Origin of the sequence: Larkinella humicola, assembly GCF_008727875.1 — a bacterium.
Classification (GTDB): domain Bacteria; phylum Bacteroidota; class Bacteroidia; order Cytophagales; family Spirosomataceae; genus Larkinella; species Larkinella humicola.
The window spans coordinates 290,106-304,442 of the sequence record NZ_VTWS01000005.1; the positions used below are offsets into that span (position 1 = coordinate 290,106).

Here is a 14,337-nt window from a genome sequence, read left to right on the forward strand (position 1 = left end):
AGCAAATGGGGATGCCCATCGCGTGTCAAACACAGTGTTAGCCTTGAAAATGAACGTATTTCAGATCATTAGCTTCGTTCTGCTCAGCTTCCCGGCCCTGGCCCAGATGCAGACCTTCTCGTTGCAGGAGGTGAAGCTAACCGGCGGGCCGTTCAAGAATGCGCAGGATGTCGACCTCCGGTACATCCTGGCGCTGAACCCGGATCAACTGCTGGCTCCGTATCGGATCGATGCCGGGTTGCCGATAAAAGCCCCCCGCTACGGCAACTGGGAAAGCGCGGGGCTGGATGGCCACATCGGCGGGCATTACCTGTCGGCGCTGGCGATGATGCATGCCTCGACCGGGAATGCCGAACTGAAAAACCGGCTGGATTATATGGTAACCGAACTGGCTGGCTGTCAGGCCAAAAACGGCAATGGCTATGTGGGCGGCATTCCGCAGGGCAAGGTGTTCTGGGAGCGGATTCACAAAGGCGATATCGACGGCAGCAACTTCGGACTGAACAACACCTGGGTGCCGCTCTACAACCTACACAAGCTGTTTGCGGGCTTGCGCGATGCCTACGAATATGCTGGCAATCAGCAGGCCAAACAGGTGTTGATCGGCTTGGGAGACTGGTTTATCGAGCTGATCAAACCCCTGTCCGACGAGCAGATTCAGCAGGTTCTGCGCACCGAGCACGGCGGTCTCAACGAAACCTTTGCCGATCTGTACATCCTGACCAACAACAAGAAATACCTCGAAACGGCCCAGCGAATTTCGCACCGGGCTTTGCTGAACCCTTTACTGGCGAAACAGGATAAACTGACGGGATTACACGCCAACACGCAGATTCCGAAAGTGATCGGGTTTGAGAAAATCGCTACGCTGACGGGGAAAACCGACTGGTCGGAAGCCGCCCAGTATTTCTGGCAGAACGTATCGCAGACGCGGAGTGTGGCTTTTGGCGGCAACAGCGTACGCGAGCATTTCAACCCGACCACCGATTTCAGTCAGGTGCTGCAATCCAACCAGGGGCCTGAAACCTGTAATTCGTTCAACATGCTGCGCCTGAGCAAAGCCCTGTTTCTGGATAAGAATGCGGTGAGCTACCTGGACTTTTACGAACGAACGCTCTACAACCACATCCTGTCGAGCCAGCATCCGGGAAAAGGCGGTTTCGTTTATTTTACACCCATTCGGCCCAACCACTACCGGGTGTATTCGCAGCCCGAAACCAGCATGTGGTGCTGCGTGGGGTCGGGTCTGGAAAACCACACCAAATACGGCGAGCTGATCTACAGCCATTCGGCCAGCGACCTGTTTGTCAACCTGTTTGTTCCGTCGACGGTCGACTGGACCGCTAAAAAGATCAGGCTTACGCAGCGCACCGAATTTCCGTATCAAAATCAGTCGGAACTGGTCGTGGAGACCACAAAGCCGCAGGAATTCGCCTTGCACATCCGCTATCCGAAATGGGCTGAAAACCTCGACGTTCGGGTAAATGGCAAGGCTCAGCCGGTCGATGGAAAACCGTCGGGTTATGTCGCCGTTCGTCGGAAGTGGAAATCGGGCGATACCGTAACCGTCCGCTTCAAGACCTCGACGCGGCTGGAGTATTTGCCCGATGGCTCGAACTGGGCGGCTTTTGTCAACGGCCCGATTGTGCTGGCCGCCAAAACCTCGACCGACGACCTGAAAGGGCTTTTTGCCGACGACAGCCGGATGGGCCACGAAACAAAAGGCAGACTGTTCCCAATCACCAGTGCCCACGCCCTCGTGGGTGACCCGGCAACATACCTGAACAGGCTTAAACCGGCTGAAAACCTGCGGTTTAATCTGGACTCGCTGACGCTGCAACCGTTTTTCGAAGTGCATGATGCCCGCTATCAGATGTATTTCCAGACCTTTTCCCGCGAAGCCTTCGACGAGCAGAAAGCCCGGTTGAAACAGCAGGAAGCCGAAGCACTGGTCCTTGATGCCAGCACGGTCGACAAGGTAAATTGTGGAGAACAGCAACCCGAAGTGGATCACAACTACCAAGGCGAAAAGAGCGATTCGGGCTACGACGACGAGCGATTCTGGCGACGTACGCGTTCGTTTATCGCGTACCAGTTGCAGAACAAAAACCGGACGGGTAAGTACATTGATATCCGCGCTTTAGACGATATTAAGCCGGATCAGGTGAGCGTTCTGATCGATGATCGACCCGCCGAGGTTCTTTCTGCCGATGGGAAAACAATACGACTTAGAGCAACTGATAAAGAGGTCGTTATACTAAAAATTGTGGCTGTTAAGGGAATAAACACACCTCGTTTTAATCAGATCAGACTTTTAACCCAGTAACGAATAATCCTTTTTGATATGAACAAAAAATTGATAACGGCCTGTAAAGGGGTCAAATTAACACTTCTGGTGTTTGGGTGTGTACTGAGTTCGTATGCCCAATCCAATTTCAGCAGCAAGGTCATTGGGGTAGGGGTTGTTGTCGCCGACCTCGAACGGTCGCTGGATTTTTACGTGAATGGCATCGGTATGGTCAAAACCGGCAGCTTCACGATCAATGAAGATTTTGGCAAACGATCGGGCCTGACGGATGGTGTGGCCACGAACGTAACCATTCTGAAACTCGAAAACAGTCCCGACGCCACCGACTGGAAGCTGATGAGTTTCGGCAAAAAAGCCGCGCACCCGAAGCCAAAAGTCATTCAGGACGATACCGGCATGCAGTATATTACCATTCAGGTGAAGGCCCTTCAGCCCATCATCGACCGACTGACCCAACTGAAAGTTCCTTTTCTGGGCAGCACGCCAACGCCCCTGAATGCCAAAGCGCACTTTGTGTTCGTGCAGGACCCCGATGGAAATTTTATTGAACTGATTGGCCCGTTGCACTGATCCCTGAAAAACCGGGTTTACCATTTCTTCCATGAAAAAGCGTCTTGTTCGGTCGGGGTTTGTGATGGCGGTTTTGCTGGTGGTTACGGGTTTCGCGCTGAACGCCCAAACCGCCCGCAACCCGATCCTTTTTGCCGATGTACCCGACCTGTCCATGATCCGGGTGGGTACTGCCTATTACATGAGCAGCACCACCATGCACCTGAGTCCGGGCCTGCCCATCATGAAATCAAACGATCTGGTAAACTGGCACTTGATTGGTTACGCTTACGATACGCTGGCGAATGTGGATGCCTTGAACCTGACCAACGGCAAAAGCACCTACGGAAGAGGGTCGTGGGCCAGCAGCCTGCGCTACCACAACGGCACCTACTATGTGACCACCTTTGCCCAAACCACCGGCAAAACCCATGTTTTTACGACCAAAGATATCGAAAAAGGGCCGTGGAAAGAGACTTCGTTCAAACCGTCCTACCACGATAATACCCTGTTTTTTGATGACGACGGGCGGGTGTACCTCATTTACGGCGCGGGCAAACTCCGGTTGGTCGAACTGACCGCCGATGCCTCGGGCGTGAAGCCGGGCAGCACCGAACAAGTCCTGATGGAAAACGCCAGCACGCCATCCGGCACGGGCGGAGGGTTGCCCGCCGAAGGCTCGCAACTGTTCAAGGTGAAGGGCAAATACTACCTGTTCAACATTACATGGCCCCGGGGCGGTATGCGGACGGTCGTGATTCACCGGGCCGACAAAATTACGGGTCCCTGGGAAGGCCGGGTCGGCTTGCAGGATCTGGGTGTCGCGCAGGGTGGTTTGATCGATACGCCGGACGGGAAATGGTACGCCTATCTTTTCCGGGATTTTGGCGGGGTCGGACGCATTCCGTATCTGGTTCCCGTCAACTGGGAAGACGGCTGGCCGGTGTTGGGCGTCAACGGAAAAGCACCCGAAACGCTCGATCTGCCCGCCAGCAAAGGCCTGATTCCGGGTATCGTGGCATCCGACGAATTCGCCCGCAGGAAAGGGGAACCGGTGTTGCCGCTGGTCTGGCAGTGGAACCACAATCCGGACAACCAGCTCTGGTCGGTTACGGAACGGAAAGGCTATCTGCGCCTGAAAACCGGACGCATCGACACCTCGTTTGTATTGGCCCGAAACACCCTGACGCAGCGGACCATCGGCCCGGAATGTACCGGGTCAACGTTGCTCGACGTATCCAAACTGAAGGACGGGGATCTCGCCGGGTTGAGCCTGTTACAGAAAAACTACGGTCTGGTGGGTATCAAACGGGAAAACGGCCAGAATTTCATGGTTATGATTAGTGCATCCTCCGGAAAACCGCTGGAAAGCCAACGGATTCCGCTGGGGCAAAAAACCGTCTATTTAAAAGCCGAGTGTAATTTTAAAGACCGGGCCGACACCGCTCATTTCTTTTATAGTCTGGACGGGAAATCCTGGAAGCCCATTGGCGAACCGCTGAAAATGCCGTACACCATTCCGCATTTCATGGGATACCGGTTTGGTTTGTTCAACTATGCCACGCAGCAGCCGGGCGGGTATGCGGATTTCGATTATTTCCGGATTACGGCTACTCGTTCAGAAGCAGCCCAACCTTAACGCCAGGATCCATGGTTTCGACAAACGTTTGTTTACGCATGAAAAAGCGCTTTTCTGCCACCACGTTTCTGCTTGGCTTCCTGCTGTGGAGCCTGAACGCTTCGGCACAGGACAAAAACTTCTACATTTTCCTCTGTTTGGGGCAATCCAACATGGAGGGAAATGCCAAAATTGAGCCGCAGGATACGGTCAATGTCACGAGTCGGTTTCAGGTAATGGAAGCCGTAAACTGCCCGGATTTAGGCCGAACAATGGGGCAATGGTATCCGGCAGTCCCGCCCTTGTGCCGGTGCCGGACGGGCCTGACGCCCGCCGATTATTTTGGTCGGGAACTGGTCACGAATCTTCCCGAAAAGGTCCGGGTTGGCGTCATTAATGTGGCCGTGGGGGGCTGTAAAATCGAACTGTTCGATAAAGACCAGTACGAGTCGTACGTCACGACGGTGCCGGGCTGGATGAAAAACTTCATCAAAGAATATGACGGAAACCCCTACGCCCGGCTGGTGGAGATGGCGAAACTGGCGCAGAAAGACGGGGTCATCAAGGGCATTCTGCTGCACCAGGGTGAGTCGAATACCAACGACACGCTGTGGACGGCAAAAGTTAAGGTGGTCTACGATAACCTGATGCATGACCTGAATCTGAAACCCAAAAAAGTGCCGCTGCTGGCCGGAGAAACCGTACACGCCGATCAGGGTGGTATTTGCGCAAGTATGAACAAAATCATTGCGACGCTCCCAAAAACCATCAAAAACGCCCACGTCATTTCGTCGGCGGGTTGTACCGACGCGGCTGATAACCTGCACTTCGATGCGGCCGGTTATCGGGAATTAGGAAAACGGTATGCGGCACAGATGCTCGCACTGCTGGGCGTCAGAACGACAGCAGTGGAGTAATAACCCGATCGGTTTTGCCTGGTTGCCTGCGCTCAGGCTGTTCAAAAACGGAAGCTTTCACCCACGTTCAGAAAATGATGCAAAAACGTTTTGCGATAGCAATTATCCTGATCCTGCTGTTCCAGCATACGGGATTTACCCAACCGACACCACCCCGACCCGTTGGCCCTGTTCCCAGCGAAAACCAGTTGCGTTGGCAAAAAATGGAATACTATGCGTTCATCCATTTTTCGATCAACACCTATACCGATATGGCCTGGGGCCTCGGCAACGAAGACCCCACGTTGTTTAACCCGACCCAACTGGATTGCCGCCAGTGGGCCCGGATTTGTAAGGAGGCTGGTATGAAAGGCATCATTTTTACGGCCAAACACCACAGCGGTTTCTGCCTCTGGCCTTCCAACTACACCGACTATTCCGTGAAAAATGTGCCCTGGCGAAACGGGAAGGCCGACATCGTGCGGGAACTGGCCGATGCCTGCAAGGAATACGGGTTGAAATTCGGGGTGTATCTGTCGCCCTGGGACCGCAATCATGCCGACTATGGGAAGCCCGAATACATCACGTATTTCCGCAACCAGTTGCAGGAGCTGCTGACCAACTACGGTGACATTTTTGAAGTCTGGTTCGATGGTGCCAACGGCGGTTCCGGTTACTATGGCGGGGCGAATGAAACCCGTAAAATCGATTCCAAAACGTATTACGACTGGCCGAACACGTACAAACTGGTGCGCAAACTCCAGCCCAACATGGTGATCTGGAACGACGGGGGCGACCGGGCCGACCTGCGCTGGGTGGGCACCGAAGCCGGGTATGTGGGCGAAACCAACTGGAGCTTACTGAATGCCACCGGCGATGTGCCGGAGCAAATGCTGCGCCACGGCGTCGAGAATGGGGATACCTGGGTGCCGGGCGAAGTCAACACCTCCATCCGGCCCGAATGGTTTTACCACGAGCGGGAAGACCGAAAAGTCAAAACCTTGCCCCAACTGATGGATCTGTATTACAACTCCATCGGTCGAAACGGGACGTTGCTGCTCAACTTTCCGATCATGCCCAACGGGCTGATTCACGAGAAAGACGAAAAAGCCGTACAGGAATTTGCCAAAGCCACCAAAGAAGCCTTTGCCGTCAATCTGGCTAAAAATGCAAAAGCCACGGCCTCGCAAGTACGCGGAAAGAAACCGGTTTACGACGCCGGTAAAGCCATCGATGCCGATCCGGAAAGCTATTGGGCCACGGACGATGCCGTTCGAAACGCATCGTTGACGCTCCGGTTTACGAAACCCACGGCGTTTAACCGGTTTCTGGTGCAGGAACCCATTCGGTTGGGGCAGCGGGTCAAGTCGTTTACCGTGGAGGCTTTTGTCGACGGGAACTGGAAAGAGATTGCCAAAGAAACGACGATCGGGTATAAACGCATTCTCCGGTTTCCGACCGTCGAAGCCACGCAACTGCGGCTGACGATTCTGGATGCCAAAGGTTGTCCGTTGATTTCAAATCTGGAAGTCTACAAAGCTCCCCTGATTTTAACACCACCCATTGTCAGGCGTGACCAGGCCGGAAATCTGCACATCAAACCGGGCGATACGGAATCGGAACTGTATTACACCCTCGACGGCAGCCCGCCAACCGCCAACACGAATAAGTATACGGTTCCCGTAAAAACCGGCACCGGCAAAGTAGACCTGAAGGCGATTGCCTACAATCCGTTTACGAAACAAAGCAGCATTGTCAGTGAAGAGAAATTTGACATCGCCCGCACCGGCTGGAAAATCCTGAGTACGGAGGCCAAGTCGGCGCATCAGGTGTTGGATGGCGATCCCAATACGTCCTGGCAACAACCCAAAAGCCAACCAATGCCCGCGGATCTGGTCATTGATCTGGGCAAGGAAGAAAATCTGACCGGTTTCCGGTATCTGCCTGCCCAGAACTGGTGGGAAGAGGCCAGCATTATTACCCAGTATCAGTTTGGGGTTTCAGCCGATAATACCAACTGGAAAACCGTCAGCGAAGGCGAGTTTTCAAACATTAAAAACAGCCCGGTCTGGCAAACCAAACCGTTCGAACCCACCAAAGCCCGGTATATCAAACTGCGGGCCTTGAAAAATACGCAGGAAGGTTCCGCACCGGGCTATGCGGAAGTGGATATTATTACCCAGTGAACTTTGAATAAACCTGCAAGGTCTTGAAGACCGCTCCGGCGGACCGGCTTGCAGGTTTATATACGCCTAAATCTTAACTGCCGATGAACCAACAACTAACCAATCGATTGGGGCTGTTTTTCGCCCTAATCTGCCTCTACACAGGAGCAATTGCCCAGCCACCACGCGGTCCGCTGGTGGTATCACCCCAGGTCAACGCCGACAAAACCGTCACGTTCCGGTACTTATCTCCGACCGCCAAAGAGGTTAAGTTGAGTGGGCAGTTTTTGAAAGCACCCGTTGAAATGTCTAAAAATGCCCAGGGCATCTGGAGCGTAACATCGGAGCCCGTCAAGCCCGATATCTACCCGTACAGCTTTCAGGTGGATGGCGTTACGGTGATGGACCCCGCCAACGTCGCGTTTTTTCCGAACGAGCGGTTTAAAGCCAGTCTGGTCGATGTGCCCGGCGATACGCCTTTGGTACACGCGATGAAAGACGTGCCCCACGGGTCGATCAATTACGAATATTATCCGTCACTGGAAGGGACAACCGGCTCGCTGGTGGTGTATACGCCACCGGGTTACGACCAGAATCCCGCTAAAAAATACCCGGTTTTTTACCTCATCAGCGGCACCACGGACACGGAGGAAACCTTCTTTAAAGTCGGGAAAACGAATCTGATTCTGGACAACCTGATTGCGGAAGGCAAAGCCAAACCGATGATCATTGTCATGCCCTACGGCAATATGGCGGCCCGGGTCGCTGAGCAGAAAGGGGGCGCAAAACCCGCCGATCCGACGGTGCGGGATGGGGCCGATGCGGTCAAACGGGCCAACGACTTTGCGACGGATCTGGTGAGCAAGGTTATTCCGTATGTCGAGAAAAACTACCGGGCAGTGGCGAATCGGGAAAGCCGGGCCATTGGCGGTTTTTCGCGCGGAGGTGGGCAAACGCTCCGTACGGCATTCGGCAACCTGGACAAATTTGCGTGGGTGTGCAGCTACAGCTCGTACCTGTCGCCCGCCGAAATGGACCAGAACTTTCCGCACATCGGCGGCAAGCCAGAAACTACCAACAAGCAATTGAAACTGTTCTGGGTGAGTGTGGGCAGTGACGATTTTCTGTACAAAGGCACCGTCGAATTCATGGACTACCTGAAGGCGAAAAACGTGGTCTTCAAAAGCCTGATCACGGATGGCGGTCATACCTGGATGAACGTCAAGAAGTACGTTGCTGAAACCGCTCCCTTACTTTTTCAATAAGACCCGCCCGACCTCATGAAACGTCATATCTATCTTTTCCTGTCTTTTCTTTTATCGGCCAGTGCGGTGATTGCCCAGCAGCGGCCGCCGTCCATCAGCTCGCCCGACGTGCATCCCGACCATAGCATTACGTTCCGGTATTTTTCCCGGAAAGCCCAGAAAGTGACCCTGAACGGCGAGTTTCTGAAGGCTCCGGTCGCCCTGACGAAAGATACGTCGGGCATCTGGAGCGTGACGGTGCCGCCCGTCAAACCGGATATTTATCCGTACAGTTTTTCGGTGGACAGTGTTCATCTCGCCGACCCGAGCAATACGTATATCTTTGCGAATGAGCGCTTTAAACGCAGCATCGTCGATGTGCCGGGCGATCAGCCGCTGATTCATTCGCTCCAGAATGTGCCGCACGGAAAAGTCAGCTACCGCTACTACAAATCCGGTACGTTGGGGACGATCCGGCAGGTACTGGTCTACACCCCGCCCGGTTTCAATGCCAATGGCAAAACCAACTACCCGGTTTTGTACCTGATTCACGGCGGCTCCGATACCGAAGAAACCTGGACCAAAGTGGGCCGCGCCAACCTGATTGCCGACAATTTGATTGCGCAGGGAAAAGCCAAACCGATGCTGATCGTCATGCCGTACGGCAATGTCCGCCCGGCACCGATGCCCGACTTTACCAAGGATATGGTCAATGACATTGTGCCGTTTATCGAAGCGAACTATCCCGTCGGTAAAGACAGCAAAAGCCGGGCGGTGGGCGGTTTTTCGGTGGGCGGGGGCCAGACTCTCAACATCGGACTGACCAATCCCGACAAGTTTGCCTACGTGTGTTCGTATGCGCCGTACACCGCGACGGAAGAGTTTAAAAAGAACTTCACCGACTGGTCGCCCAACGCCGGGCAGATGAACGGGCAATTGAAGCTGTTCACGATCAGTGTAGGCACCGAGGATTTCCTGTATGAACCGGTAAAACAAAACATTGCGATGTTCAAAGCAAAGGGCCTGAAAGTAGAGCCGCTGATCGTGCCGGGCGGCCATACCTGGATGAACTGCAAGCTCTATCTGGCTACAACCTTGCCGCAGCTTTTTAAATAAGTTTTATTGGCTATTGCCCCTACATCCCCTAAAGGGGACTTGGACACTTACTGATCCGGATGCAAAAGTCCCCTTTAGGGGATGTAGGGGCAATAGCGAAAGTCTTGAATACATTTCCAATAAACCTTGTAATTTCCCTTAAACCAGTAACCATATGATGATCAGGATTCTTACTGTATTACTCGCAGCCACTTTATCGAGCGTCGACTGTTTTTCGCAGGCCACCCAACCGGCAGTGGCCGAGGATTTTAAGCCGTCTACCCTGAACCAGCCGGGGCAGGAATATCCGCAGGTAAACTCCCAGGGGTACGCCCGGTTTCGGATCAAGGCCCCCAAAGCCGATAGCGTTCGGGTGAGCCTGGGGCTGGGCGGACGGGGCGGAACCAAACTCGCCAAAGGAGAAGATGGTTTCTGGACCGGCACCACGGAAGGACCGCTGGACGAAGGCTTCCACTACTACCACCTGACCGTCGACGGCGGTACGTTCAACGATCCCGGCGCTTTGAATTACTACGGTTCCGTCCGGTGGGAGAGTGGGATTGAAATTCCCGCGCACGATCAGGACTTTTACGCCCTGAAAGACGTCCCCCACGGCAACGTGCAGCAGATTCTTTTTCCGTCCAAAAGCACCAGTACCTCGCGCCGGGCCTTTGTGTATACGCCACCGGGTTACGAAAAAGAGAAATCGAAAAAATATCCGGTGCTCTACCTGCAACACGGCTGGGGCGAAGACGAAACCGCCTGGAGCAACCAGGGACACGCGAACCTGATCATGGACAACCTGATGGCGGAAGGCAAAATCAAGCCGTTTCTCATTGTGATGACCTACGGAATGACCAACGAAGTGAAATGGGGCCGGATGAAGGATTTTAGCATTGTGCCATTCCAGACGGTGCTGGTCGACGAACTGATTCCGTACGTGGATGCCAACTTCCGCACCCTGGCCAACAAGGACAACCGGGCCATGGCCGGGCTATCGATGGGCGGCATGGAAACCCACACGATTACGCTTAATAAACCGGACGTTTTTGGTGCTTACGCCTTGCTGAGCGGTGGTGTCTACAATCCGGAAGAACTCAAGGACAAACCAAAAGCCAAACTGATCTTCCTGAGCTGCGGCAGCAAAGAAAACCCGGATCGGGTGAACAAAGCGACCGCTGATTTGAAAGCGGCCGGTTACAACGCGGTTTCGTACGTCTCCGAGAAAACCGCCCACGAGTTTCTGACCTGGCGTCGCAGTTTGCATGAGGTAGCCCCGTTGCTGTTTAAGTAGTTAAGAGTGCCTAAAAAAGCATCGAACACATGAAAAATAGTTTCTTCCTGAAAGGGACGTATGTAGCCGTAACGGTTGCTCTGCTAATGGGCTCGGTGGCTTATTCGCAGACCATCGAAAAAGAAATGCCCAGTGGCTTCGATCAGGTGCGGGCGGGCATCGCCACCGGCAAACTGGATTCGGTTCAGTACGCGTCAAAAACCGTGGGTACGAACCGCAAAGCCCTGATTTATACGCCACCGGGTTATTCGAAAAAGAAAAAATACCCGGTTTTGTACCTGCTGCACGGCATTGGCGGTGATGAAAAAGAATGGCTCCGGGGGGGCAAACCGCAGGTGATTCTGGATAATTTGTATGCGGACAAGAAGCTGGAACCGATGATCGTGGTGATGCCCAACGGCCGCGCCATGAAAGACGACCGCGCCATTGGCAACGTGTTCGACAAAGACAAAGTGGAAGCGTTTGCGACGTTTGAAAAGGATTTGCTGACCGACCTGATTCCGTATGTGGAGAAGACGTATTCCGTTCTGAAAGACCGCGAACACCGGGCCATTGCCGGGCTGTCGATGGGGGGCGGGCAATCGTTGAACTTTGGTCTGGGTAATCTGGACCGGTTTGCTTGGGTGGGCGGTTTCTCGTCGGCCCCCAACACGAAAAAGCCGGAAGAACTGGTGCCCAATCCGGAAGAAGCCAAAAAGCAGTTGAAACTGCTTTGGATTTCGTGCGGGGATGCCGATGGCCTGATCACCTTCAGCAAACGCACCCACGATTACCTCTACGAAAACAGGGTTCCGCACGTGTATTACATCGAACCGGGCGTCCACGACTTCAAAGTCTGGAAAAACGGGCTGTACATGTTCTCCCAGTTTCTTTTTAAACCCGTCGATGTGGCTTCTTTGCCAACGTATTCCATTCTGGGTACCCCCGCTTCGACCAACATCCGTTCCGCGAAATACCCGCAGATTTTGCCCGATAACCGGGTTGTCTTTCGGGTAAAAGCACCGGAGGCTCAGAAGGTGCAGATCGATCTGGGTAAAAAGTACGCGATGGTGAAAGATACAAGCGGTTTCTGGACCGTCACGACGGATTCCATCAGCCGGGGTTTTCATTATTATTCCCTGCTGATCGATGGCGTTGCGGTGGTCGACCCGGCCAGCGAAACCTTTTATGGCATGGGACGGATGGCGAGTGGTATTGAAATCCCGGATCGGGACGGCGGGTATTACGCCCTGAAAGACGTGCCGCACGGCGAAATCCGGATCAAACGCTACCTGTCGAAAGCATCGAATGCCTGGCGCGAAATGTACGTTTACATCCCGCCGGGCTACGATCAATCGGCGGAGAAATACCCGGTTTTGTATTTGTTGCACGGCGGTGGCGAAGACCAGCGCGGCTGGGCCACGCAGGGCCGAACGGGTATGATTCTGGACAACCTGATTGCTGACAAGAAGGCAAAACCGATGGTGGTGGTGATGCTGGACGGCAACATGCCCAACGCGGGCGGTCTGGCCGGTTTCAACGAAAACGTCCTGCGCATGTTTGAAAATGAGTTAAAAGTAGGCGCCATTCCGTTTGTCGAAAGCAACTTCCGGGTGGCCACCGACGCCAAAAACCGGGCGTTGGCCGGACTCTCGATGGGCGGTTTGCAGACGTTGTACGCGGGCATCAAAAACACCGATCTGTTTTCGTCGCTGGGCGTGTTCAGTTCGGGCTGGTTTGCCAACAATCCCAAGCTGTCGGATCCGCAGTACGAATTCATGAAAACCAATGCCGGCACCATCAACGGCAACCTCAAAAACCTGTGGATATCAATGGGAGGAAAAGAGGATATTGCGCATCAGAACTGCCAGGTCATGCTGAAAAAGTTCGACGACCTGGGCATTAAATACCAGTACAGCGAATATGCGGGCGGACACACCTGGCCGGTCTGGCGGCACGATCTGTTTGGCTTTTCGCAGGTGCTGTTCAAGTAAAAGAGCGTTTCAGAACCGGATGCCGCAGTTTATTTTTTAACCTTATACGACTATGATGAAACGAGCCTACACAACGCTAGTGCTGACAGCCCTGATGGGCTGTTCACTGACCACCTTTGGCCAAACCAACGGGGGCAAAAATCCAATTTCGCAGCCGCTCGTATCGCACATCTACACGGCTGACCCGTCGGCGCATGTCTTTAACGGCAAAATTTACATCTATCCCTCGCACGACATCGATGCCAAAGACGTCAAGGAAGACGACGAAGGGGGCCACTTTGCGATGCGTGACTACCATGTGCTGTCGATGGATAAGATTGGCGGGGCCGTCAAGGACAATGGCGTCGCTCTCGACCTGAAAGGTGTCCCCTGGGCCGGTCGCCAGCTCTGGGCACCCGATGCGACCTACAAGAACGGGACGTATTACCTCTACTTTCCGGCGAAAGACAAGCAGGATGTTTTTCGGATCGGGGTTGCCACCAGCAAAAGTCCGACCGGGCCGTTCAAGGCCGAACCGGAGCCTATCAAGGGAAGCTACAGCATCGATCCAACGGTATTTCAGGATTCCGATGGCAAAGCGTATCTGTACTTTGGAGGCATCTGGGGTGGGCAGTTGCAACGCTGGGACAACAACCAGTATAACCCCAAAGGGGCATTGAAACAGAAACACGAAGTGGCTTACCTGCCCCGCGTTGCCCGGCTGAGTGCCGACATGAAAAGCTTCGCCGAGCCGGTGCGGGAAGTGCAGATTCTGGATGAAAACGGCAAACCGTTTCTGGAGAAAGACAACGACAAGCGGTTTTTTGAAGCCGCCTGGCTCCACAAATACAACGGCAAATACTACTTCTCGTATTCGACCGGCGATTCGCACAATCTCTGCTACGCCATCGGCGACAATCCGTATGGGCCGTTTACGTACAAAGGCCTGGTGCTGAAACCCGTTCTGGGCTGGACCAACCACCATTCCATCGTGCAGGTTGATAAAAAATGGTATCTCTTTTATCACGACGTGCAGCTCTCCGGCAAGACCCACCTTCGAAATGTGAAGGTAACCGAACTGACCTATAATCCGGACGGAACGATTAAAACCATCGACGCTTATAAGTAAGATACTTGAAACAAAACCTGCAAGGTCTTAAAGACCTTGCAGGTTTCATTCATCGTACAGGTTTCATCATCAGCCACTAACCTATTT

At 53.7% G+C, this 14,337-nt stretch carries 10 protein-coding genes; all 10 read left to right on the forward strand.

Annotated elements, in window-relative coordinates; genetic code table 11:
* Window positions 1–49 precede the first annotated feature (49 nt).
* Complete coding sequence (locus tag F0P93_RS20115; RefSeq protein ID WP_150879130.1) at window positions 50–2,326, forward strand: glycoside hydrolase family 127 protein; 2,277 nt, start codon at window positions 50–52, stop codon at window positions 2,324–2,326.
* An 18-nt stretch (window positions 2,327–2,344) separates the two neighbouring features.
* Window positions 2,345–2,878: a VOC family protein gene (locus tag F0P93_RS20120; protein WP_150879132.1), complete on the forward strand. Its 534-nt coding sequence runs from the start codon at window positions 2,345–2,347 to the stop codon at window positions 2,876–2,878.
* 31 nt (window positions 2,879–2,909) lie between these two features.
* Complete coding sequence (locus F0P93_RS20125) at window positions 2,910–4,496, forward strand: glycoside hydrolase family 43 protein (RefSeq protein WP_150879134.1); 1,587 nt, start codon at window positions 2,910–2,912, stop codon at window positions 4,494–4,496.
* Window positions 4,497–4,534: 38 nt separating this feature from the next.
* Window positions 4,535–5,392, forward strand: a complete 858-nt coding sequence (locus tag F0P93_RS20130) for a sialate O-acetylesterase (protein WP_150879136.1) — start codon at window positions 4,535–4,537, stop codon at window positions 5,390–5,392.
* 77 nt (window positions 5,393–5,469) lie between these two features.
* Window positions 5,470–7,557, forward strand: a complete 2,088-nt coding sequence (locus tag F0P93_RS20135) for an alpha-L-fucosidase (RefSeq protein ID WP_374756780.1) — start codon at window positions 5,470–5,472, stop codon at window positions 7,555–7,557.
* An 83-nt stretch (window positions 7,558–7,640) separates the two neighbouring features.
* The gene (locus F0P93_RS20140; RefSeq protein ID WP_150879138.1) at window positions 7,641–8,801 is read left to right on the forward strand and encodes an esterase; all 1,161 of its coding nucleotides are present in this window, start codon (window positions 7,641–7,643) and stop codon (window positions 8,799–8,801) included.
* Between the two features lie 15 nt (window positions 8,802–8,816).
* On the forward strand, window positions 8,817–9,896 hold the full coding sequence (locus tag F0P93_RS20145; RefSeq protein ID WP_150879140.1) for an alpha/beta hydrolase: 1,080 nt from the start codon (window positions 8,817–8,819) through the stop codon (window positions 9,894–9,896).
* A 157-nt stretch (window positions 9,897–10,053) separates the two neighbouring features.
* Complete coding sequence (locus F0P93_RS20150) at window positions 10,054–11,169, forward strand: alpha/beta hydrolase-fold protein (protein WP_374756781.1); 1,116 nt, start codon at window positions 10,054–10,056, stop codon at window positions 11,167–11,169.
* 86 nt (window positions 11,170–11,255) lie between these two features.
* On the forward strand, window positions 11,256–13,142 hold the full coding sequence (locus tag F0P93_RS20155) for an alpha/beta hydrolase-fold protein (protein WP_150879801.1): 1,887 nt from the start codon (window positions 11,256–11,258) through the stop codon (window positions 13,140–13,142).
* Window positions 13,143–13,236: 94 nt separating this feature from the next.
* Window positions 13,237–14,250: a glycoside hydrolase family 43 protein gene (locus tag F0P93_RS20160; protein WP_225309588.1), complete on the forward strand. Its 1,014-nt coding sequence runs from the start codon at window positions 13,237–13,239 to the stop codon at window positions 14,248–14,250.
* The last annotated feature ends 87 nt before the right edge of the window (window positions 14,251–14,337 follow it).

Bases quoted from the DNA above. Each gene is read 5' to 3' on its own strand.
- F0P93_RS20150 (WP_374756781.1), top strand. From the start codon at position 10,054: ATGATCAGGATTCTTACTGTATTACTCGCAGCCACTTTATCGAGCGTC.
- F0P93_RS20160 (WP_225309588.1), top strand. From the start codon at position 13,237: ATGGGCTGTTCACTGACCACCTTTGGCCAAACCAACGGGGGCAAAAAT.
- F0P93_RS20120 (WP_150879132.1), top strand. From the start codon at position 2,345: ATGAACAAAAAATTGATAACGGCCTGTAAAGGGGTCAAATTAACACTT.
- F0P93_RS20130 (WP_150879136.1), top strand. From the start codon at position 4,535: ATGAAAAAGCGCTTTTCTGCCACCACGTTTCTGCTTGGCTTCCTGCTG.
- F0P93_RS20145 (WP_150879140.1), top strand. From the start codon at position 8,817: ATGAAACGTCATATCTATCTTTTCCTGTCTTTTCTTTTATCGGCCAGT.
- F0P93_RS20135 (WP_374756780.1), top strand. From the start codon at position 5,470: ATGCAAAAACGTTTTGCGATAGCAATTATCCTGATCCTGCTGTTCCAG.
- F0P93_RS20125 (WP_150879134.1), top strand. From the start codon at position 2,910: ATGAAAAAGCGTCTTGTTCGGTCGGGGTTTGTGATGGCGGTTTTGCTG.
- F0P93_RS20115 (WP_150879130.1), top strand. From the start codon at position 50: ATGAACGTATTTCAGATCATTAGCTTCGTTCTGCTCAGCTTCCCGGCC.
- F0P93_RS20140 (WP_150879138.1), top strand. From the start codon at position 7,641: ATGAACCAACAACTAACCAATCGATTGGGGCTGTTTTTCGCCCTAATC.
- F0P93_RS20155 (WP_150879801.1), top strand. From the start codon at position 11,256: ATGGGCTCGGTGGCTTATTCGCAGACCATCGAAAAAGAAATGCCCAGT.